This window comes from Pedobacter caeni (genome assembly GCF_900129215.1).
Classification (GTDB): Bacteria; Bacteroidota; Bacteroidia; order Sphingobacteriales; family Sphingobacteriaceae; genus Pedobacter; species Pedobacter caeni.
The window spans coordinates 252,717-272,487 of the sequence record NZ_FQUQ01000002.1 but is presented as its reverse complement, the minus strand read 5'-3'; the positions used below and the strand labels follow the sequence as shown (position 1 = coordinate 272,487).

The window sequence follows — 19,771 nt, the reverse complement described above, 5'->3', positions numbered from 1 at the left end:
TCGAAAAACCAGAAAATGATCATCCGCCTAATTGTTCAATATGTCTGCTGATGGTTAGCTTGTCGGCATTTGAAACGGCCATATCCAGTGCCTGCTTATAATTTTGAAGAGCGGCAGTATGATCTACATCGGTATACAGATTGCCAAGCAACGAATAGTAAAAATGATTATCCGTAAGTTTCAGTTTTTCGGCCTCTGCGATAGCCGCCAGTTTTCCATTGACCTTTGCCAGCGCATATGTTCTGTTTAAAGCCACAATGGGCGAATATTCAAGAATCAGCAGGTTATTATAAAGCTGGAGGATCTGATCCCATTTTTCCGGTGTATCCTCCTTATGGGTATGCCAGTAAGCAATCCCAGCTTCCAAATGATACTTACTTAACTGGCCACCTGCAGCAGATAAGCCTAGATAATATTTACCCTGATCAATCAGTTCCATGTTCCAAAGGCTCTCATCCTGATCCTGGTACAAAATGGGTTCTCCATTCTGACCAGAACGGGCATCAAATCTGGATGCGTGGAAACACATCAGCGACAGCAATGCATTTACCTTTGGAAGGTTGGTATGGTCATGGGCAGTCAGCAAATAAACCAGTCTCATTGCTTCAGTACAAAAATCCCTTCGGAGTATGGTATTCTGGGAAGTTGAATAATAACCTTCGGAAAATAGCAGATACAAAGTGGTCAACACATTATCTATCCGCAGATTAATCTCCGTCAGACTTGGCTGTTGGATGCTGATGTTTACCTCTTTTAACTTCTCCTTGGCCCTTTTAAGCCTTTTATAAACGACTTCTTTATTCGTTAAATAAGCATCAGCAATCTCCTGAATACCGAAGCCACAAAGCAAATTAAGCGCCAGTGCCACCTGTGATTCAGCGGAGATTTCAGGACTACAGACGGTAAAAATCATAGCCAGCTGACTATCGCCAATATTTTTGACCGACAAATCCAGCTCAAATTCTTCCGTATTCGCCGTATGATACTGAATCTCCGGAGATAACTTTTGCTGGAACAGTGAATCTCTTTTTAAATAATTTTTAGTCTTGTTTTTCGCAACGGTATACAACCATGCCCTTGGATTATCCGGCAATCCTTTAGTGCTCCAGATTTCTGTTGCAGCAAGAAAAGTATCACTTACAATATCCTCGGCGATCTCAATATGAGCCATGCCAAATAACCGGCAAAGCACGGAAACGATTTTTTGATATTCGCTCCTGAATAAATTCGGAATCAGTTCCTGCTGCTTCATTCAAACAAATTTATCCTTCGGGTTCGCTTGCCATCCGTATTTCTACGTTTCCCCCAAGTTCAAGGATTGGACAGCCTTGAGCAATCTCCACAGCGTCTTCATAGCTTTCTGCCTTGATGATGACCAGTCCGCCGATAGATTCTTTAATCTCCACAAAAGGACCATTGATCACATGCTTGTCGGATTTCACCACCTTACCGGATATGTCCCAGCGCTGTAATGGTCTTGCCAGTTTATTTTGTGCTGCAATCCCGCCGAACCAGTTTTGCCAGGCACTAATGGAATTCTGCAACTCTTCCGGAGAAGGCTGAGCTTCTTTATTCGTGAAATCTCTTCTGAAAATCAATAAAAAATCATTCATATTCTTCTGTTTTAAACAAAAATAACCACTGATATTTATAATATGGAATAATAAATTGTCCTCATCCGGGATGATCAGGACAATTTATTGCTTACTAACCAAACATACCAACTTTATACGTTCCCGGCACATTTGGGAAAGAAAGATTAATGCGATTCCAGGTGTTGATGGTAGTCACTACCATCGTAAGGTCGATCAACTCAACTTCAGAAAAATGATCACTTACGTGTTGATAAACTTCATCAGGCACATGAGCCGCTGTAACCGCTTCCGCCCATGCAAAAGCCGCTCTTTCTCTTTCAGTATAATAAGGCGCTTCTCTCCATGCACTAAGACCGTATAAACGTTGTTCCGTTTCACCATTTGCTCTTGCATCTTTGTAATGCATGTCCAGACAATAGGCACATTGATTGATTTGTGAAACCCTGAATTCTATGAGGTGTCTCAATTCAATACCCAGTGTCGATTTTTTTAAATACGCTGCCATTTCAAATAATGGTTTCAATGCATTTTGTCCTTTTCCGAAAATGTTTATTCTCTTTTCCATTTTGTAATATTTTTTGAATTTATAACCTGAAGACAAACGGATTTTTAGAATTGGACAAATTTTGATGAATTTATTTTTTTGTAGGGTAGTAATTTCTATCTAACTTAGAATTCAGCCTGTTAAGAGGTTAAAGTATCATGCAAAAAATAAACACAGATTCATATCCCAAGGTTTATTTATATCGACGAATCGTTCAGGCAAAATTATTCATCGACGACAACTATGCTGAAAAAATAGACCTCAATAGTATTTCCGACGAAGCCTATTTTTCCAAGTTTCACTTTATCCGCGTGTTCAAATCTGCTTACGGAAAGACACCTCATCAGTATTTAATATACGTAAGGATCGAAAAAGCAAAAGAACTCCTGAAAGCTGAAACTCCTGTTTCGGCAGTGTGTTTTTTAGTAGGCTTTGACAGCCTTTCCTCCTTCAGTGGACTTTTCTCTAAGCTGGTCGGCAAATCTCCATCAGACTACCAGAAACATCACCAGCAAACTCAAAAGAAGATCAGCCAATCACCACTAAGCTTTGTGCCAGGCTGTTACGCCTATCAACACGGTTGGACTGAAAATAGCAATTTTGAAGAAACCGGGGATTGATTTATTACTGAAGTTTGTAATGAGTTTAACATCTAATCTAAATCACTATGATTACAAAAATGAGCGTTACAAATATTCATGTCATAAACCAGGACAGCGCCTATGACTTTTATGTAAACAAATTAGGCTTCAAACTTGTGGACGATATCCCTATGGGTCCTGAAACCCGTTGGCTAACCGTCTCCCCTCCTGAACAACCAGATTTACAGTTGGTTTTGTTTCCGGTTACAGTGAGCAAAATGTTTCCAAAGGAAGTGGCGGAAAACTTAATCGACCTCATCAAAAAAGGAATATTCGGTTGTGGGGTCCTCACCTGTAAAGATATTTTTGCGACCTATGAAGAGCTGAAAGCCAAAGGTGTTGAATTCATAAAACCACCAAAAAAGGAGTTTTATGGAACAGAAGCACTATTTAAAGATGATTCAGGCAATTATTTTTCATTGCAACCCTTAAATAACTTTGAAGATGAAAACAATATTTGATCCCGCCACAAGAGACGCGTTAACGACAAGAGTTAACGCGCTCAATGAAAACAGCAAAGCTCTTTGGGGTAAAATGAATGTTTATGAAATGACCAGACATTGTGCAATATGGAATGAATGGGTCCTGGGAAAGAACGATATCCCAAATAAACAGGGGCTGTTAGGTAGAATTTTCGGTAAAATGGCCCTTAAGAGTAACACTAAGGACGACAAGCCATTGGGCAAAAACATGCCAGCTGGAAGTGCATTCACCATAAAACAAAAAGAAGGTGATCTGGCTACGCAAAAGAAAATTCTGGTCGACCTCATCGCTGATTTTGAAAATTTTTCAGATGAGCAGTTCATGCACGATTTCTTTGGAAAAATGACAAGAGAACAGATTGGCATCTTTGCCTATAAGCATTCTGATCATCATTTAAGGCAGTTCAACGTTTAGCCAGAAGAGAATAAACTACAATTTTTCGATTTCTTCAATTGAAAGCTTTGTGATCTTGGAAATTTGCTCAATGGGCATGCCTGTTTCCTTTAATTCAAGAGCAATAACCGACCGTTCATCCAACCTGCCTTTTTCTATTCCCTTCTTCATTCCCTCCTCTTGTCCTTCCATTCGTCCTTCCAATCGTCCTTCCAATCGTCCTTCCTCCATTCCCTGTTCTGCAGCCTCCTTTTTAGCCCAGGCAATAGTACACTCATAATCTAACTTCGCTTTTAAGTTGGATTCATAAAGTGTCCTTTGCTCTTTTGTTAATTTACTCACCTCTGCGATTTTAAATAATTTTTTAAAGATTCCTTCATTTAGGGGTGATGGTATCTGGTTCATTCTGCTCATATTTTTAAGAATATAAAACCACTTATCTAGATCAGATGACAGTTCGTCTACCTCTTTATCGAAGTTAGGTAATTCCAGGAATTTAAACCCAAACTTGTCGTAGAAAACTTTGCCTGTATCTTTGTTCATTAAAACAATGTCGTGTAAAAAACGCTCGTCATTCTTGTCTCTGAATTTGAAATCTAAAACTGCAATCAGATAAACTTCCTTAAGTTGACTCCAATCGGCTTCGCCTTTAGGAAGTTGCTCGCTCACCAATCTGGACAAATAGTAAATACATCGCTCACGAAATCCTTCGTGTTCAAGGCGCTGCATCTCAATAATAAATTGTTCCCCAGCACTCCCTGTACACATCAAATCAAAAAATACTTTCTTATTTTCATCAGTACTTGCGACATGTTCTGTAGGACTAAAAACCAAATCAACAATTTTCTTTTGCCCGGCAAAAATGGTATTCAAAAATTCAATGATGATTTCTTTATTTGGTTCAGCTCCCAAAAGATACTTAAATCCAAAATCTGTTAGTGAGTCGATAAATCGTTGGGTGGCCGGGGATGTTGTAGCAGTAATTGTCATAGGCTAATCTATACACTACAAACAACAAAAACAAATTAATAATTAAAAATATATTTAATACAGATATATATTTATCACAAAACGACTAATTAAAATATTAATTAGTCGTTTTATATACTTTACATATGCTAATGAGGTCAAAATTCGGTCTGATTTCCCCCAATACCTGCAAATCCGGATCAGTTGCAGGAAGGTTCTGATAGAACGGGTTAAGATCTTAGGAAAACAGTGTGTGTGAATGGATTTGCTTAAACTGCTATTAGATATTCCTTGTATACAAACGGATAAATTAAACGTACAAAACTTCTGCTTCCTATATACCTGAAACCTCTTAAAGTACCAAAAGAGGTTTCAGGTACGTTCTAAGTACGTCCACAGGACGTTCCAGTTAACTGTTGTAATCCTATTGTGATCGAACAAGAACACTAGCTTAATTGTCTTTCAGGCTTACCTCTTTTTTCTCACCATCTTTGTCAATGGTCACTTGTTTTTCTATGTTTGCCTTGTCCCGATAGCTCTGTCTGGCGGAACCATAGTTCGTACTGGAACCAGTATAGCCCCAATAATTGTAATAATTTGTATAACCGGACACATAGGAGTAGTTATAAGAATTTGTAAAATCAAAACTGGCCATTACCACATAAGTACCTGGCATTAGATCAGCGAATTCAAAATGGCCTTCATCATCATAAACTTTTGCCTTCTTAACGCAGGCACCAAATTTCGGATCCAGTGGAACCTCCGGCATTTTCCCTTGTTTTTTGATTTTTTTATTTACAGAAATCCATTCTTCATAATAAGCAGAATTGGGAAAGAGTGTGATCTCGGTACCCTTGGGGGCAAACTGTTTTTTAGATGTATTGACCAGGCCCCCAAGTCTTTTACCTGAATTTGATTTAGCAAAGGCTCTTCCAATAATGACACTATTTCCCTTTGTGATTTGCTGGATTGCCTGTTCCTTATTGAACTGACTTTTGATGGGTTGGTAATCAATTTCTTCGTTTACACAAATTTCCCACATTCCTTTTCCCATAGACATTTCTCTTTGCCAAAGACGACGGTCTTTCTTGTCGATCACATAATTGTAAATGGCTCCGGTACTTTGCTCCAGCACGGTAGCTAACCATGTGTCATGCTTCCCGGTTCTGGGCGAATTAAAGACATAACTTTTCACCTCTTTAATCAAATAGCTGGAGATTAAGGTGTCAGAATTATTATCGTAATAGAACTCAGGGATAATTGCTTTGTATCCTACATCCAGTGGCAAAGTAGTAAACATATGTTCTGCCAGATTGAAATCAATATATAGCCCCTTCGGTCGTAAATTTAGCTTTTTGTCTTTTTTGTCTTTTTTGGAATAATAATTCCCTGTTATGGTTTCCCCAAAATTCAGGTCCAGTTTACTCTTTGCACCTTCCGATTTATAGCTGATTGACTTTAAGGTTTTCGCATCAGCAACAGAAGTACGTAACGTAGTCCATGCATTACTCTTTTCTGTGTATTTATAAAATAGGTTTAATTGGTTATTGGAAAAAGAGATATCATAAGTCATAGATCCCTGTTTTACCCAGCTTGTATCTTTTACATAATAAACGGTGTACAAAGATTTTCCGGTTTTAAGATAAGACATATTGATTTCCCGGCTACCGGGAACAATCGTTTTTTGAGAAAAAACTACAAAAGGGAGTAGATTTAGTACTAGAATAAGGATACGTATTTTCATTTTCATTACATTATAAAATGATTAAAGAGCTGATTGCTCAGCTCTCAATTAATTTTAAATCTAAGGTAAGAAAAAAGTAAAACAAGAGAAATACTACAAATCCAGAACTATTTTATTGCTTCTACGGGTTTTATAAATCTTGCGCTACTACTGTCGCATTAAAGTTTAAATCTCCGTTAACGTTATTTATAAAAATCGTATATATCTTGCCTGCTTCAAAATTAATCCCTCTCAAACCAGTTACAGGCAATACCACTCCACCAGTATTATTCCTGACTTCCAGATTCTGGCCAGTGCCTGCATTTATCTCTTTAAAAGGCCCTAACGTTCTCCAGCTTAAGCCGGGTATATTCTCTGGCGATTTCCCATTCGTATAGGGAATAATGGTCTGCTCTCCGAATGATCCATATCCAACACTGGTAAAGATTGAAGCTCCGCCCACATAAGCCAGATCAACAGTACCTGCCCTAGTTACAAAGTTTGCAAACCTTAACTTTACCTTACCAGCAGAAGGGGCTGTAAGATCATCATAAACCAATATAAGACTATCCGTATTACCCGGATTCAGCGTACTCGGCTTCAATTTCGGCACTGCAAAAAGGGTATGATAATACGTTGCTATTGGTCCATTTGGTCCCGAAAAAGAAGAAGTATTTGTTTCCTGTACGAAAGTGGCACTCCCACCAAATACATAGGAAGCTTTATACGTGGTACCTGTCCCTTCCGTTAAATTATACTGCACTTTTCCATACTGGGTATCCAGGTAAGCTGTGCTACCATTACGTGTTACGGTTACAGTCGTTACCTGCCTGGTAAAATCCCAAAAATGAACAGGTACAGCGGTAGCCCTTGCATTTATAAATTTCACTTTAGCATTTAATGGAGGTCTTTCAGAGGCATCAATATCCAGATAATCATTTTTATCACAGGCCAGTAATAGCGGCAAACTGACAACCAGCAACAAAGCGTTTTTTATAGAATTTAGTTTCATAATATCTTCTGTTATAATTTTTATAATCGTGCTGACAATCTTATAAATGGCTGGATTCCTGTTGTGGTACCGGCCTGTGTTCCACCGGGACCTTGATTGCGCGTAATGTTACTCCCGGGTGCGGGGATAGAATAATCTCCTAATACATTAAACAAATTATTCGCCCCGATTGTGGCCAGGATCTTTGGTGTGATTCTGTAACCTGCAGAAATATCAGTAATCCATATCGGGCTAAAGGTTTGATAATAATAATCAGGTTGTGGAAATTTAGCATTCAGCTGCGACACACTCGTCACCTTTCCAAAGTATACCGTACGCAATAACGCATTGAACCTTTTATAGCTGTAAGTCCCCTGAAGTGTTACCTTTTGGGCAGGAATATTACTGGTCACCCTTGCTTTTTCAGACTCATCAAAAATGATATATCGGTAAGCTTCCAATCCCTTTGGGGTATTCACTTTGGTCAGCTCCGACTTTTGAAAATTAGCGCCGGCAACAAGACTGGCATTGGCTCCATTGGGAAAGAGAAATCTATAACTTCCTGTAAACTCCAGCCCCCTTGTTCTGGTGCTGAAAGAGTTGTAAAAGAACTTGGCCTGTACCGTTCCGGTCTGAACAAACAAAGCTCTGACATCTGCCGGCAGGTTGATATCTGTTGCAGAAAACCGGCCCGTATTCCCCACGCGGTCTTCCACATCAATTTGGTAAGCGTCTACCGTAAGCTCAACATTCGGTATGGGCTGCGAAGTGAAACCTGCTGTATATCCTTTGGACTTCTCTGGTTTAAGTGCAGGAATACCTAAAGCCCTTGTAGCCGGATTCACATTATTGGCCGTTACCTGATCTATAGCAACGCCATTCTGAAAAGTAGTGGAAGTTTCGGTATAGTAGAATTGTGCCAGATCGGGGGCTCTGAATCCAGTATTAACAGAGCCCCGAATACCTAGCCAGTTGGCAAAGCTATACCGGGTAGCTCCTTTATATGTGGTCACGCTTCCAAAATCGGAATAGTTCTCCACCCGCAAAGCTCCCGAGATTAACCACTTACTGGTCACATTCAATTCGGCATCAATATAACCCGCAGAGATCGAACGGTTCACATTTACCTCATTGCCTGGTCTGAATCCGGCATGGATTTGTGAACCGGGAGAAAGCCCGTTAAGTGGCGTACTGCCTAAATTGGTCTGATAGGGAATACCTCCTGTGGTATAATCTACCCCATAAATAGGCCGAAGATCCCCTTTAATGTATGATCCCTCTTCTCCCGCAATGATCTGATAGGTTTCAACCCGGTACTGTCCGCCAAAAGCGACATTCAGCCCTTTTAATACCTGATCAAAAAACCGGCTAAAATCTAAACTGGCTGTATTCTGACTGGCATTGTAACTTCCTGCATCAAACTTACGTGGTGTTTTTAAGCCCAAACTGGCGTTCAGCGTGTTGGTGATCACATTTCCAAAATCGTTATTCCCATATACATTGGAAATGTCCACATTCCAGTCTTTTACTTTAGCTTTCAGACCAAAGGCGAAAGACTTATCGGTGATGATGTTGTCCATTGCTGGTAAAAAGCCATCCGGATAGATGAAAGTATTGTTTCGTTCTGTCCAGCCTGGCAACCGGTAGACCGCAGTAAACTGAGAGTTACGGTGACTAATCCCTCCAAAAGAATAAAGCTCTACACCTTCTTTTAACGGGACAGAAGCATTGTAAAACAACAGCCCGTCAATCGCTTTATTGGTACCACCCCTTTGATCAAAGAAATGACGGTCAATACCACGACTGGCTAAAATAGCATCATCAATTTCCCGGGTATAGATCTGATCAAAACCACGCGTATTTGCGCCTCCACCGTAAGCAGGGCCAATATATACACCAGCCTCATCATTTCCTGCAGGAAGCGAAACTGCCTGGGTAGCAAACTCCCCGGTGACATTTAAAAATCCACCTTTATTACCCAGTTTAACACCATAGTTACTGCTTGTACGTGTAGTAGTTCCATCTCCTCTTCTGCGGGTACTCGCGGTGGTATTAACAGACAGCTCATCCGTTGTTTTTTTAAGTACGATGTTAATTACTCCCGCAATAGCATCAGAACCATATTGTGCAGCAGCACCATCACGAAGGATTTCAATCCGGTCAATAGAACCTGTCGGGATGGAATTCAGATCGTAGCCAGTAGCACCATTACCCAATCCACCCCAGCTGATATTGGAACTTTTATGTCTTCTCTTGCCATTAATGAGTACCAGTACCTGATCAACTCCCAGGCCTTTTAACTGAACAGTTGAAGTTGCTGATGCTGCATCGCCCCCACCTGAAACAGAGGAGTGAAAGGATGGTGATACATATTGCAGCAATTGCGTCACACTTACCTGTGGTGCTGATTCCTGCAGACCTTTGACATCGATAATGTCAACCGGAACAGCAGAATTGAGTTTAGTACGACCGGCATTACGCGAACCAACAATCTGGACTTCATCAAGATCGCCATCAAGGGGTTTCAGGTTAATTTTCAAATCAGTTGAACTTCCAATTTCTATCTCCTGTGTTTCATAACTTACATAGGAAAAGATCAGGGATTTTGCATTTCGGACAGACAGTTTAAAAGTGCCATCTGGTTTTGTAATTGCACCACCGTTTAACCCCTTAATCACCACCGACACACCTGGTATCGGCCGGCCATCTTCTGTGGAGGTTACTGTTCCTGTTAGCGTTCTTTGCTGTGCAAACAAGCTCCGGGGTGCCAGGATGCCCAACAGCAAAAAGAAGGGTATAATTTGTTTCATAGTTTTCATTTAATAGTTTAGGTATGAATAAACAAGGCAAAAGGATATCCCCCTTACCTGTTTTCAGGTATTAATAAAGTAGATCATGATGTGGTTATTTAAGTACTGGCATTGAAATGGCCAGTCTTTTCATTGTTATTTCCCCTGCTAGGGACACAGGCATTGTGAGGTAAACCGGATCATGAAAGTGCAGCCGTTTATTTGCATATTTTATCTGTTAACTTTAGCAAAACGATCATCAGTTAGGGCTCTAAGAAAAGTTTCGATGTCAGAGATTTCTTCATCGCTTAGTCCCAGGGGTTTACTCAATGCCAGGTCACGATTCTTCCCGTTTTTTACAATCGCATCAGGATTATTATAATATGAAATTACCTCCTTCAGGGTTTTAAACATTCCGTTATGCATATAAGGAGCAGTAAGGGCTACATTTCTCAGACCAGGAATTTTAAAGTCACCCAGGTGAGCACTGTCCTTAGTGACCACAAACCTGCCCATATCATTCAGTTCCTTTCCGTTATAAAGACCAATACTTTTAAACCGGTCTGCAGTAAAATCCTCCCCGGAATGACAGGTATTACAATTGGCCTTTCCAATGAACAACATGCGCCCACGAACTGCAGCAGCAGATATGGCATGATCGTCGCCATTGATGTATCTGTCGTAAGGGCTATTTGCCGTTTCCATTGTACGCTCAAATGCAGCAAGAGCAGCACCTAAATGTTTATCTGTGGCTGGTCCCTTAAAAACACGTTGAAAAGCAGCAGCATAAATATGATTGTCATTTAACCGTTTTATCGCTTCAGCAATAGACAGGTTCATTTCTACCGGATTTTGAATAGGTTGTAAAGCCTGATGTTCCAATGATGCCGATCTGCCATCCCAGAAAAGATTTGGCCGGCCGGATAAGTTGGTAATTCCGGGAGTATTCCGTTCGCCTTTAGTTCCGTCAACCCCCAGACTCACTGCAGATGTATCTGCAAAAGCAAACTCCGGCTTATGACAGGAAGCACAACTTATTGTGCGGTCTTTTGATAAGATGGGGTCAAAAAACAGCTTTTCACCCAATTTCTCTTTTGTGGTCAGTTCGCCCGGATCATCGTTCTGGAAACCAACCAGCACGAGGAACACTGTGCTCAAAAAAAGAAAGACGGCTGTTTTATTATTTTTCATCAGAATTACAATTGTTTTTCAAAGGTTACGAAGCGACAATGAGCACGTTCATTGCTTTTGGTTCAAATGACAAGGGTGTCTGAAATTTAAGAGACACCCTTGTTCGATTAAGGACTATTTGGTCGCATTCAGCGTTACATTCAGGTCAAAATCATCATAAATGGTCTTGTCGCCTAAGTTCTCAAAGAAATTTTTAGACCTGAACTTGATCCCATATTTGGTCCTGTCTATGGTAATCTTTGCATCAGCCTGCACTTTATTGCCTTCAGTTTTGACTGTTGCGGGGAAAGTCACCTCATTGGTAATCCCTTTGATGGTTAATTTACCTGTCACCTCATATTTACCTGTACCTGCGGGTTTAGCAGAACTGATCACAAACTTAGCAGCAGGAAATTTTTCAACAGAGAAGAAATCATCACTCTTCAGATGTCCAAGCAGTTTCCCATTGGTCTCCGCATCGGTAATGTCAGTAACTGAAATGGTACGGGTATCAATATCAAAGCTTCCTCCTTTCAATACATTGTTGTCAAGTGTTAAAGTGCCATTGCTTACTTTAACATTGCCGGAATGTTGGCCAGTCACTTTTTTAGCCAGCCAGGTTACCTTACTGCTCTGTTCATCAACCTTGTAAACTATTGCTTTCCCTGACACGGAACTGGTTTTACCAGGCTTAGGATCACTGGCTATCCGGAATGCACTTAATGAAACTGCAAAAATGATAAGAATTAAATACTGTAAACGATTCATGATTTCTTGGTTTGGTGGTTTAAATTATTTGAATTGTGTTTTTATTATTTACCTGATGATACTGTTCCGCCCGATACAGGTATCGGCTCTGCGATCAGTTCATCCAGCAGTTTATTAAATTTCTTCTCGTATTCTTCGTAGTATTTACCTGTTACCTGACCAGTATAACCGGTATAAATCTCTCTCACTTCACCTTTACGGTCGATAATGATGGTAGTTGGGTAGGCCACGAATTTATTCAGGGCCGGCAGCTTGTCGGCCACAAGGCGCTTATCAGCCAGACCTCCAAACAGAATATCATACTTGATATCGTACTTATCTCGGAGTTTACCAAGGGTATACTTCCCATATTCCAGGTCGTCTTTTTGCTCAAAGCCAATAGCAATGGCTTCTACTCCCCGCTGTTTATTTTTATTGAACCATGGAGAAAGGAAAATGGTCTGATCAGTGCAGTTCGGGCACCAGGTCCCCACCAGCTCAACAATGACAACCTTGCCTTTATATTTATCATCGGTTAAAGAAACAGGCTTTCCGGTAAGATCAGGAAAGGTAAAATCCAGTTTTTTATAACCTTCTTTTAAAAAAGTAAGTTTGTATGGATCAGGAAGTTCTGCTGCGGCATCCTTTACACCAGTAAACTTCAGATTATCATAAATGCCCTGACTAATCTCTCCGGAAAGGGTTCCATCTTCATTGATTTTACCGTGGTAGATCTTCGGACTAGGTCCGGTAAAGCCGGAAAGCACGAACTCATTGCCTTGTACTGTTCCTTCAAGCTCCCTGCTATCACCTGTTACCTGTAAAATTACACCGGTTAACTTATTACCGGTTTGTTTCAGGATCGCGACTTTGTTCGGAACAGCTTCCTTAGAAAAACCCTTAAGTTCCCATTTTCCGGTAAGGTTTGCTGCCGGTGCAATATCTTTTCCCGGCTCCACAAAGCGATAGCTTTTCCCCTGCTCTGCGGTAAACGGTAAAGAGTTGCCTCTGAATCCGGGAACAAGACTACGATATTCTCCGGAAAGGGTACCATCACTTTCAATTTTGGCAACAAGCGCCGCATCATAGGTATTCATCTTGATGAATAACGAATCCGCTCCAACCTGCTTTACATGAAAATCATCTCTTCTTGTTCCGTTAAGCAAGGTAAAAACAGCACTATTGGCGTCTTTTCCTTTTACCTCAAAATTAAAAGGCACTTCAAATTCACTTACTTTAAATACCCCTCTCCAAACACCTTGTTTTATAAATATCGGTTTGGTTATTTTAATGGGTGTTTTTTCTGCTCCTAAGCTGGAAATACTGATCAGGCTGGCCATTGCGAAACCTGATAATTTAAATAATATAGGTCTCATGGCTATTTGCTTTTTGATGATGAGGTTGAAGTGAATTCCGCAGGAATCGGTTCGGCCAGGAGTTCATCCAGTACTTTGTTGAATTTTTTCTCGTAGTCAGCGTAATAAGTACCTGTTACAGTTCCGGTATAGCCGGTGTAAATCTCTCTCACTTCACCTTTCCTGTCGATAATAATGGTAGTAGGAAATGCGATGAATTTATTCAGTGCAGGCAACTTTTCGGCAACGACTTTCTTATCCGCAATACCACCAAATAAGATGTCGTAAGTGATTCCGTATTTATCTCTCAGCTTGCCAAGGGTATATTTCGCATATTCCAGGTCATCTTTCTGCTCAAAGCCAATTGCAATAGCCTCAACGCCCCGCTGCTGGTTCTTTTTAAACCATGGAGAAAGAAATATTGTCTGATCTGTACAGTTAGGACACCAGGTACCAATGGTCTCTATGATGACTACTTTGCCCTTGTACTTATCGTCAGTTAAAGATACAGGCTTCCCGTTCAGATCTGGAAAAGTGAAGCCAAATTTAGCTCCCGGTTTCAGAAAAGTAAGGGCATATGGATCAGGGAGCTCTACTTTCTCATTCTTAACCGCGTCGAACTTGAGGTTTTTATAGATCCCAAATCCCTGTTCACCGGAGATACTCTTGTCGTCATTAATGATTCCTTTGATGATAAAAGGACTTGGACCAGTAAAGCCAGACAGCTGGAATTCATTTCCCTGAACAGTTCCTTCAAGTTCCCGGGTATCGCCAACAACCGTCATGATCACTCCTGTAAGTTTATTTCCCTTTTGTTTAAGAATCGCAATCGAAGCCGGAACGGCCTCTTTAGTATATGTTTTTATTTCCCATTTTCCGGTAAGGTCAGTTGCCGGAGCAATGTCTTTACCTGGCTCAACAAAACGGTACGATTTACCATGTTCTGCAATAAAGGGAAGTGAATTGCCTCTAAAACCCGGTACCAGGCTACGGTATTCGCCACTTAATCTGCCATCTTCTTCTATTTTAGCTACCAAGGCAGCATCATAGGTATTCATTTTGATGTAAATAGAATCCGGGCCTCTTCTTTCTACATGGAAATCGTCCCTTCGGGAACCGTTAATCAGGGTAAATACTGCCGTTTTCGTATCCTTTCCCTTCAATTCAAAATTAAAAGGAACCTGTGATTCGCTGACGTTAAAGACACCACGCCATATCCCTTGCTTAGGAAAGGGCTTTATAGTGCCTGCAAAAGCGGCACCACTAAACATAAGAGTAGCCGCAAGGGTCTTAAACTCCTTTAAGTAATTTTTAGTCTCCATTGTTTTTGGATTAGTTAATTGTAATCAGGTTGTTAGTTTTTAAGTTTATTAATGAAAAACTGCTCAATGGTGGTGAAAGATCCGTGGTGGTTTTGGATCAGAGCAAATCAGGCTGCCATGAAATGGCAACATCGAATAGTGGTACAGAATTTTGTAGATTTAATCATCACTGCAAGGGTTAATTAATATTTCAATTTATAATTTTTAAATATGGTTGCGATCCGTTCATGAAAAACATTTGTCGGCATACCTTTATAAATCAAATAATTAATGGTGGTGATTAATTAGATGAAGCGTTATTAACAGGTCATATCTGAATTAACTTTATGTTTTCACCGATAGCCTGACGCCGTTTGATTTTTGAATATATGACCACCATAATATTCTATGATCAAAAGCATCAGGGTATCCGGGATTTATATTAAATTCCTGGTTCATTTCCCTGGCCCAACAGTGGTCCGGTAAAATAGTTTTCTGTTTAAATTGAACTTTCATAGCAATCGTTTTAATTATTAATAAAGCTTATACAGAAGAAGAAAGATGGCGCGTGGCTGAAACCCTTAAAACCGGTTCATTTCGCTTATCAATTCCGTTTTTAACGAATAGGTATTAGCACCTTTACAGCGGTTAGTATGGTTGCTAAGACATCGTAGGGCCTGTCCCTCAGTCTTTCTGGATAAGTATAAATAAAGAACTATAAAACAAATATAATAAATAATCTACCAAATTAGTAGTCTTTATTTAAAATACTCAAAGCAATCACATAACATATTGATTTACAGCTATATATTTTAACAAAACAAGAGATAATTTCCAGTGGGGCTGCTATCTTATCAGTCATTATGTATCGTACTATTGACCCGATACTGTCTCAGCATATTCTGCAAGTCAGCAATATAAAGTTCCAGTTCTTGCTTTGTATCTGCACTTAACCGTATTTGAGTCGCAAACAGATATTTACGAGATCGCTTTCCAGCTTTCGTCTGAATCTGAAAACGTCCGGAATATCCGCTTTGCCGAATGGAAGGTTTTATGGAGAAAACCACCGTATCAATATCTGACAGCGCATAAGAACTAGCCCATAATCCGTTCACTTTAAGCCGCTGATTTTTGATACTAAAAGGTTTTGGATTAACACCCAGTTTTCTTAGTATCCATAAGATTAATTGAACACCTATGAAGAGAAATATAGGAATCCATATCACCCAACCATACGCGCTGGAATAGGAGGTTTTCGCACTGATCAACTCAGTACTTTTGACATTCGCCATATGGTCTGTACGGACAAGTTTGCGGATATCGTCTGTACGGATTTCCGGAGAAAGCAGCTGATCAACTGTAGCCTGATCAGTAATGCGGTAAATGGTTTGTCCAATCAGCTGGGTATTGCCAAGTCGGTCAAAGTAGTAATAGGTATTGCCCTTTTTCCAGACCGACCCCGAGATGTTACTGACCATACCAATTTTCTCCCAGGTACCTGTTCCTGGCTCGTCCAGTCTATAGATCTTGGTCGACCTGGATTTCAGTCCGGGACTTTTGTTGTTACCCCAGCTTTCCTCTGCTTGTGCATATAGAATTTGCTGGCCATCAGAAAAGATCAGCGGTGCAATTTCTGTAAATTTCCCGGTGTTGAATGGGTTGTCATCAATTCTCACAACCTCCTTCTTTTCCGTATCAAAGTAGAAAATTCCTTCTTTGCTTAAAAATAGTGCATGATTAATATGTCCTCCATTTAGCGACAATACGCGGTAGGGGCTGTACTGCTTTTCGAAAGCAATGTCATTGACATAAACCATTCCTTGTTTGGGATCTATCAGGTAATTTTCCTGGTTTTGGGCATCAATAACAATCGCATACAATCCAGGATGGTCTTTGAGTGGCAGTATGGTATTTTCGTAATATACATGCTGACCATCTGCCAGATAGCGCTCGCTTTCACGGGTATCACCATCATTGTACAGTTTTGGAATCTGCCTCAACCGCTCCGGATTGGCCTGGGGAAGAATTTTGCCTTCGTAGTAAGACAAGGTTCCGTTAATGGCCACTTCCGTCTTCAGTATGGTACGATAAGGAGTTGCGCTGGCCTCCAATTTAAAGAAAGGATAAATATAGGTTTGGGGCTTATCTCCAATCCCAAAGCCATATTGCATCCGTTGACTTACTTCTGAGACGATCGATAGAGCCTTATTGCTTACACTCATCGATGCACAATAGCAGGTTTGCCTGCCATCAGTAAAATAATCATTGCCAATTGCTTTAGCTGTAGATGGATTAAAATCCTTGACGATCAGATTTCCGCAGTAAGCGTGGTTTTTATCTATGCCAAAATGTTGGTTTCGGTAGTTGTCGTCCAGCAATCTAAAGCTATTGGCATCCGCTTCCCTGATCAGGTAATTGCCATTACTTGGCACCGATGCATAAACCTGGTTTTGATAACGAAGATATATACCTCCTATCTCCTGTCCATCACGATCCATATTTGTGCTGCCCGGATCTCTGGATTCCGATAGCAGCAGGGATGTGATGAGTGCAAATGAAAACACGAGGAAAACAATAGTCACCGTTATTGCTACCCGCTTAATAATGTTCTGGTTCATGCTTTGTTGATCAATTAAACTACGATTCTATACCATTAAAGACGATCAATCTAAAGAAACATCAACCCGTTAATTGTCTTTTAAACTCATTTCTTTTTTCCCGCCTTCTTTGGCTATAACTACCGTAGACGGAGGCTTTTCAGGTTTTAAGTAAACCGTCTTGATTTCCGGGCTACCGGGAATAATCGTCTTTTTGACAAAAAACAATAAAAATTTTCATTTACATTAGACGATAAAAGGATTAAAGATAGATTCATCTCTTTCGTTAAATTTTTTATCGAAGGTAATCATGTGAAACAATTAAAACAAATACCTAAGGCCTGGCAGCGTTTAACCCATTACGCAGATGATTGGTTTGTAAATATCTGATTAGTGCTTCAGGATGATCGGTCTGAACACCCTGAACCTCTTTATCCATTGCGATTTTCCATTTTACAGGATTTTCATCAACCATTTGAACATCTAAATAAACACATAATCCCTTTTCCCGAATGGCGGTCATAAGTCTCGGATCCGGAATGCAATCGGTTGCTTCTAATGGCATTTTATCGAGAAAAGAATCCAATTCTTCTTTCGTTTTTATCTCCTTCGGCAAACCAGACATCAGCGGCATTTCTGGAACGATGGCTCTCCATGATTTATACTGCGCTGTTGTATTGATATAAACCAGCACTTGCTTTTCCATGCCCGCAGCTTTGATTTCTGCATAAGCTTGAGGCACATCCGCCTCCTTAAAGTCCAGGTAAATATTAATCCTGTTCTTGCAGGCATTTAGAGCTTCCTTAAATAGAGGTAGTTTATAGGTATGGCCGTCCTTAGCGTTCAAGGTCAGTTTTCCCAGTTCACCCAGACTCAAATCCTGAATCCTGCCTTTTCCGTTGGTCATATGATCTACGGTTTCATTATGCATTAAGACCAAATGACCATCACGGCTGGTCCTAAGGTCTATTTCAACATAATCGGCACCAAGGTCTATGGCTTCTTCAATTGAGGCAATGCTATTTTCAGGTTTGATCAGATGGCTTCCGCGATGTGCAATCACGATAAAGCCATTTTTACATTTGGGAAGCGGCGCTGTTGTCCGCTGCCCAAATGTGATCAAAACAAAACAGCTAAACAGGAGTGTCAGCAAGCTTGTTTTATCATTCATTATTTAAAAGATTATTGCTTCGCAGCAGGGTTCATATCGGTAAATTCCGCAGCATTATCTCTGCCTGATTTTTTCAGGGAAAAGGCATCAAATAATTCTCCTGAGGTTTTGTAAGCTTCAAACTTCAGCTTTCCGCCATCAATATGAATCACCTGGAACAGTTGTGTGTTTTCCAGAGAAACATTCATCCATTTGGCACCATCCACTTTATACATTTTAGGACCGGCAACAGAAACCAGGTATACTGGTCCGCTGGCCTCCCTGCCCGATAATCCGCGCGGCAGGTTTTGTCCGCGACTATACGTATGGTCATGTCCCTGCAAAACCAGGTCTATATGATACTTATCAAATAAGGGTTTAAACCGCTCCCTGAATTCTTTATTGTCCCTGCTTTTAGCCGTAGAAAAGATTGGATGGTGGAAAGTAATTACTGTCCATAACTTAGTATTCTCCTTTAATACCTTTTCCAGCCATTCATATTGAACCTTTGCCGAAGCCTCGTCCAGAATAATCATTTGAGAATCCAAAGAGATCACACGAACATTCTGATAGTCGATGTAATAAACAGATTCTTCTAATCCTGCAGGTCCATGCCCCGGCAAAGTATACTGTACCCCCCAATGTGGGTCCAGGATCAGTTTTCTTTTCTCATCACGCACATATTCATGATTTCCGGGAGAAGGCATGCTTGGAACCATTCCGTTGATAAAACCGCCACCATAATGCCATTCACCCCATTCCTGGTCATTGTTGGAGCGATTAATCAGATCCCCTGTATGAATGATAAACCTGGCATCCGGCTCATGAGAAAATGCTCTGCGGATCACACGTGACCATTTGGAGCGTATGTCATTCTGCGCATCACCCAGATAGATAAAAGAAAAAGGTTTATCCTGATCAGAAGCAGTGGTAAACTGAAACCATTCACTCCAATGGTCGCCGGCTCCTACGCGGTATGCGTAAACCGTTCCAGGCTTCAGGTTGTTAAAAGTAACATTGTGATACTTCGCGGTAGCATAGTTTTTACCACCAGATAGCAAGCGGGAATCCGCATCATAGGTGGCAATGGCATCTTCCAGCGCCGGACTTGAATCTTCGGCTTTAATCTGTGCTTTGGAACTCACAATTGTAGTATCCGTACGCCAGGTTACGGTCTGACTGGTCGCAGTATTGTCTTTCCAGGTTAAGATTACCCGATCCGGAAAAGGTTTCGGGTTAAAGTCCTGTGCCCGGGTATTTGTAAAAGCTGTAAAAACAAGTAATGCAGCAACGTATATAGATTTGTTTAAAATGTTCATATGT

General features: G+C 40.6%; 18 protein-coding genes and 1 riboswitch. Of the genes, 4 read left to right on the top strand and 14 right to left on the bottom strand.

Translation table 11 applies throughout. The features are described from left to right. Positions 1-19: 19 nt before the first annotated feature. From BUC20_RS08525 to BUC20_RS08515, 3 genes are all read right to left on the bottom strand, one after another. Positions 20-1,252 carry an RNA polymerase sigma factor gene (locus tag BUC20_RS08525; RefSeq protein ID WP_073229985.1) on the bottom strand — a complete coding sequence of 411 codons (1,233 nt, stop codon included), beginning with the start codon at positions 1,250-1,252 and terminating at the stop codon, positions 20-22. 10 nt (positions 1,253-1,262) lie between these two features. Beyond that, positions 1,263-1,613, bottom strand: coding sequence for a YciI family protein (locus BUC20_RS08520; protein ID WP_073229983.1), 351 nt, complete (start codon positions 1,611-1,613; stop codon positions 1,263-1,265). Between the two features lie 94 nt (positions 1,614-1,707). Continuing rightward, a complete protein-coding gene (locus tag BUC20_RS08515) occupies positions 1,708-2,160 on the bottom strand; it encodes a carboxymuconolactone decarboxylase family protein (RefSeq protein WP_073231730.1) in 453 nt (150 codons plus the stop codon). A gap of 137 nt (positions 2,161-2,297) precedes the next feature. On the opposite strand from BUC20_RS08515, the gene BUC20_RS08510 reads away from it, so the two are divergent. Genes BUC20_RS08510 through BUC20_RS08500 form a run of 3 tightly spaced genes read left to right on the top strand, consistent with a single transcriptional unit; the run spans position 2,298 to position 3,677 of the window. Further along, positions 2,298-2,759: a helix-turn-helix domain-containing protein gene (locus BUC20_RS08510; RefSeq protein WP_073229981.1), complete on the top strand. Its 462-nt coding sequence runs from the start codon at positions 2,298-2,300 to the stop codon at positions 2,757-2,759. Positions 2,760-2,806: 47 nt separating this feature from the next. After that, positions 2,807-3,241 (top strand): VOC family protein, encoded by a 435-nt coding sequence (locus BUC20_RS08505; protein ID WP_073229979.1) that lies wholly within the window; start codon positions 2,807-2,809, stop codon positions 3,239-3,241. Next, positions 3,225-3,677 (top strand): DinB family protein, encoded by a 453-nt coding sequence (locus BUC20_RS08500; RefSeq protein WP_073229977.1) that lies wholly within the window; start codon positions 3,225-3,227, stop codon positions 3,675-3,677. Before BUC20_RS08505 ends, BUC20_RS08500 begins: the two co-directional genes overlap by 17 nt. 15 nt (positions 3,678-3,692) lie before the next feature. On the opposite strand, the gene BUC20_RS08495 is transcribed toward BUC20_RS08500, so the two are convergent. From BUC20_RS08495 to BUC20_RS08460, 8 genes are all read right to left on the bottom strand, one after another. Next, on the bottom strand, positions 3,693-4,646 hold the full coding sequence (locus BUC20_RS08495; protein WP_073229976.1) for an Rpn family recombination-promoting nuclease/putative transposase: 954 nt from the start codon (positions 4,644-4,646) through the stop codon (positions 3,693-3,695). A 430-nt stretch (positions 4,647-5,076) separates the two neighbouring features. Then, on the bottom strand, positions 5,077-6,369 hold the full coding sequence (locus tag BUC20_RS08490) for a DUF3108 domain-containing protein (protein ID WP_073231729.1): 1,293 nt from the start codon (positions 6,367-6,369) through the stop codon (positions 5,077-5,079). Between the two features lie 130 nt (positions 6,370-6,499). Beyond that, the gene (locus BUC20_RS08485; protein WP_073229974.1) at positions 6,500-7,360 is read right to left on the bottom strand and encodes a DUF4397 domain-containing protein; all 861 of its coding nucleotides are present in this window, start codon (positions 7,358-7,360) and stop codon (positions 6,500-6,502) included. Between the two features lie 20 nt (positions 7,361-7,380). Beyond that, entirely contained in the window at positions 7,381-10,149 is a 2,769-nt protein-coding gene (locus BUC20_RS08480) for a TonB-dependent receptor (protein WP_200800913.1), read from the bottom strand. Positions 10,150-10,359: 210 nt separating this feature from the next. Next, positions 10,360-11,319 carry a cytochrome-c peroxidase gene (locus BUC20_RS08475; protein WP_073229971.1) on the bottom strand — a complete coding sequence of 320 codons (960 nt, stop codon included), beginning with the start codon at positions 11,317-11,319 and terminating at the stop codon, positions 10,360-10,362. Between the two features lie 114 nt (positions 11,320-11,433). Continuing rightward, entirely contained in the window at positions 11,434-12,066 is a 633-nt protein-coding gene (locus BUC20_RS08470) for a YceI family protein (protein ID WP_073229969.1), read from the bottom strand. Positions 12,067-12,110: 44 nt separating this feature from the next. Continuing rightward, a complete protein-coding gene (locus BUC20_RS08465; protein ID WP_200800912.1) occupies positions 12,111-13,421 on the bottom strand; it encodes a peroxiredoxin family protein in 1,311 nt (436 codons plus the stop codon). Positions 13,422-13,423: 2 nt separating this feature from the next. Continuing rightward, positions 13,424-14,722, bottom strand: coding sequence for a peroxiredoxin family protein (locus tag BUC20_RS08460; protein ID WP_073229965.1), 1,299 nt, complete (start codon positions 14,720-14,722; stop codon positions 13,424-13,426). 51 nt (positions 14,723-14,773) lie between these two features. Between BUC20_RS08460 and BUC20_RS34275 the strand changes: the two genes are divergently transcribed. Continuing rightward, entirely contained in the window at positions 14,774-14,908 is a 135-nt protein-coding gene (locus BUC20_RS34275; protein ID WP_262497410.1) for a hypothetical protein, read from the top strand. A 391-nt stretch (positions 14,909-15,299) separates the two neighbouring features. Further along, a riboswitch (SAM riboswitch) is annotated at positions 15,300-15,405 on the bottom strand. 150 nt (positions 15,406-15,555) lie between these two features. Here BUC20_RS34275 and BUC20_RS08455 read toward each other — a convergent pair. The 3 genes from BUC20_RS08455 to BUC20_RS08445 all read right to left on the bottom strand — a co-directional run bounded on the left by BUC20_RS08455 (position 15,556) and on the right by BUC20_RS08445 (position 19,767). After that, positions 15,556-17,319 carry a DKNYY domain-containing protein gene (locus BUC20_RS08455; RefSeq protein ID WP_073229963.1) on the bottom strand — a complete coding sequence of 588 codons (1,764 nt, stop codon included), beginning with the start codon at positions 17,317-17,319 and terminating at the stop codon, positions 15,556-15,558. A 313-nt stretch (positions 17,320-17,632) separates the two neighbouring features. Further along, positions 17,633-18,469: a glycerophosphodiester phosphodiesterase family protein gene (locus BUC20_RS08450; RefSeq protein ID WP_073229961.1), complete on the bottom strand. Its 837-nt coding sequence runs from the start codon at positions 18,467-18,469 to the stop codon at positions 17,633-17,635. A gap of 11 nt (positions 18,470-18,480) precedes the next feature. Beyond that, entirely contained in the window at positions 18,481-19,767 is a 1,287-nt protein-coding gene (locus tag BUC20_RS08445; RefSeq protein ID WP_073229960.1) for a purple acid phosphatase family protein, read from the bottom strand. Positions 19,768-19,771: the final 4 nt, after the last annotated feature.

What these genes read in the sequence shown, in the direction of transcription:
- BUC20_RS08525 (WP_073229985.1), bottom strand. Translation starts at nt 1,252, where the DNA reads ATGAAGCAGCAGGAACTGATTCCGAATTTATTCAGGAGCGAATATCAA.
- BUC20_RS08520 (WP_073229983.1), bottom strand. Translation starts at nt 1,613, where the DNA reads ATGAATGATTTTTTATTGATTTTCAGAAGAGATTTCACGAATAAAGAA.
- BUC20_RS08515 (WP_073231730.1), bottom strand. Translation starts at nt 2,160, where the DNA reads ATGGAAAAGAGAATAAACATTTTCGGAAAAGGACAAAATGCATTGAAA.
- BUC20_RS08510 (WP_073229981.1), top strand. Translation starts at nt 2,298, where the DNA reads ATGCAAAAAATAAACACAGATTCATATCCCAAGGTTTATTTATATCGA.
- BUC20_RS08505 (WP_073229979.1), top strand. Translation starts at nt 2,807, where the DNA reads ATGATTACAAAAATGAGCGTTACAAATATTCATGTCATAAACCAGGAC.
- BUC20_RS08500 (WP_073229977.1), top strand. Translation starts at nt 3,225, where the DNA reads ATGAAAACAATATTTGATCCCGCCACAAGAGACGCGTTAACGACAAGA.
- BUC20_RS08495 (WP_073229976.1), bottom strand. Translation starts at nt 4,646, where the DNA reads ATGACAATTACTGCTACAACATCCCCGGCCACCCAACGATTTATCGAC.
- BUC20_RS08490 (WP_073231729.1), bottom strand. Translation starts at nt 6,369, where the DNA reads ATGAAAATACGTATCCTTATTCTAGTACTAAATCTACTCCCTTTTGTA.
- BUC20_RS08485 (WP_073229974.1), bottom strand. Translation starts at nt 7,360, where the DNA reads ATGAAACTAAATTCTATAAAAAACGCTTTGTTGCTGGTTGTCAGTTTG.
- BUC20_RS08480 (WP_200800913.1), bottom strand. Translation starts at nt 10,149, where the DNA reads ATGAAACAAATTATACCCTTCTTTTTGCTGTTGGGCATCCTGGCACCC.
- BUC20_RS08475 (WP_073229971.1), bottom strand. Translation starts at nt 11,319, where the DNA reads ATGAAAAATAATAAAACAGCCGTCTTTCTTTTTTTGAGCACAGTGTTC.
- BUC20_RS08470 (WP_073229969.1), bottom strand. Translation starts at nt 12,066, where the DNA reads ATGAATCGTTTACAGTATTTAATTCTTATCATTTTTGCAGTTTCATTA.
- BUC20_RS08465 (WP_200800912.1), bottom strand. Translation starts at nt 13,421, where the DNA reads ATGAGACCTATATTATTTAAATTATCAGGTTTCGCAATGGCCAGCCTG.
- BUC20_RS08460 (WP_073229965.1), bottom strand. Translation starts at nt 14,722, where the DNA reads ATGGAGACTAAAAATTACTTAAAGGAGTTTAAGACCCTTGCGGCTACT.
- BUC20_RS34275 (WP_262497410.1), top strand. Translation starts at nt 14,774, where the DNA reads ATGAAAAACTGCTCAATGGTGGTGAAAGATCCGTGGTGGTTTTGGATC.
- BUC20_RS08455 (WP_073229963.1), bottom strand. Translation starts at nt 17,319, where the DNA reads ATGAACCAGAACATTATTAAGCGGGTAGCAATAACGGTGACTATTGTT.
- BUC20_RS08450 (WP_073229961.1), bottom strand. Translation starts at nt 18,469, where the DNA reads ATGAATGATAAAACAAGCTTGCTGACACTCCTGTTTAGCTGTTTTGTT.
- BUC20_RS08445 (WP_073229960.1), bottom strand. Translation starts at nt 19,767, where the DNA reads ATGAACATTTTAAACAAATCTATATACGTTGCTGCATTACTTGTTTTT.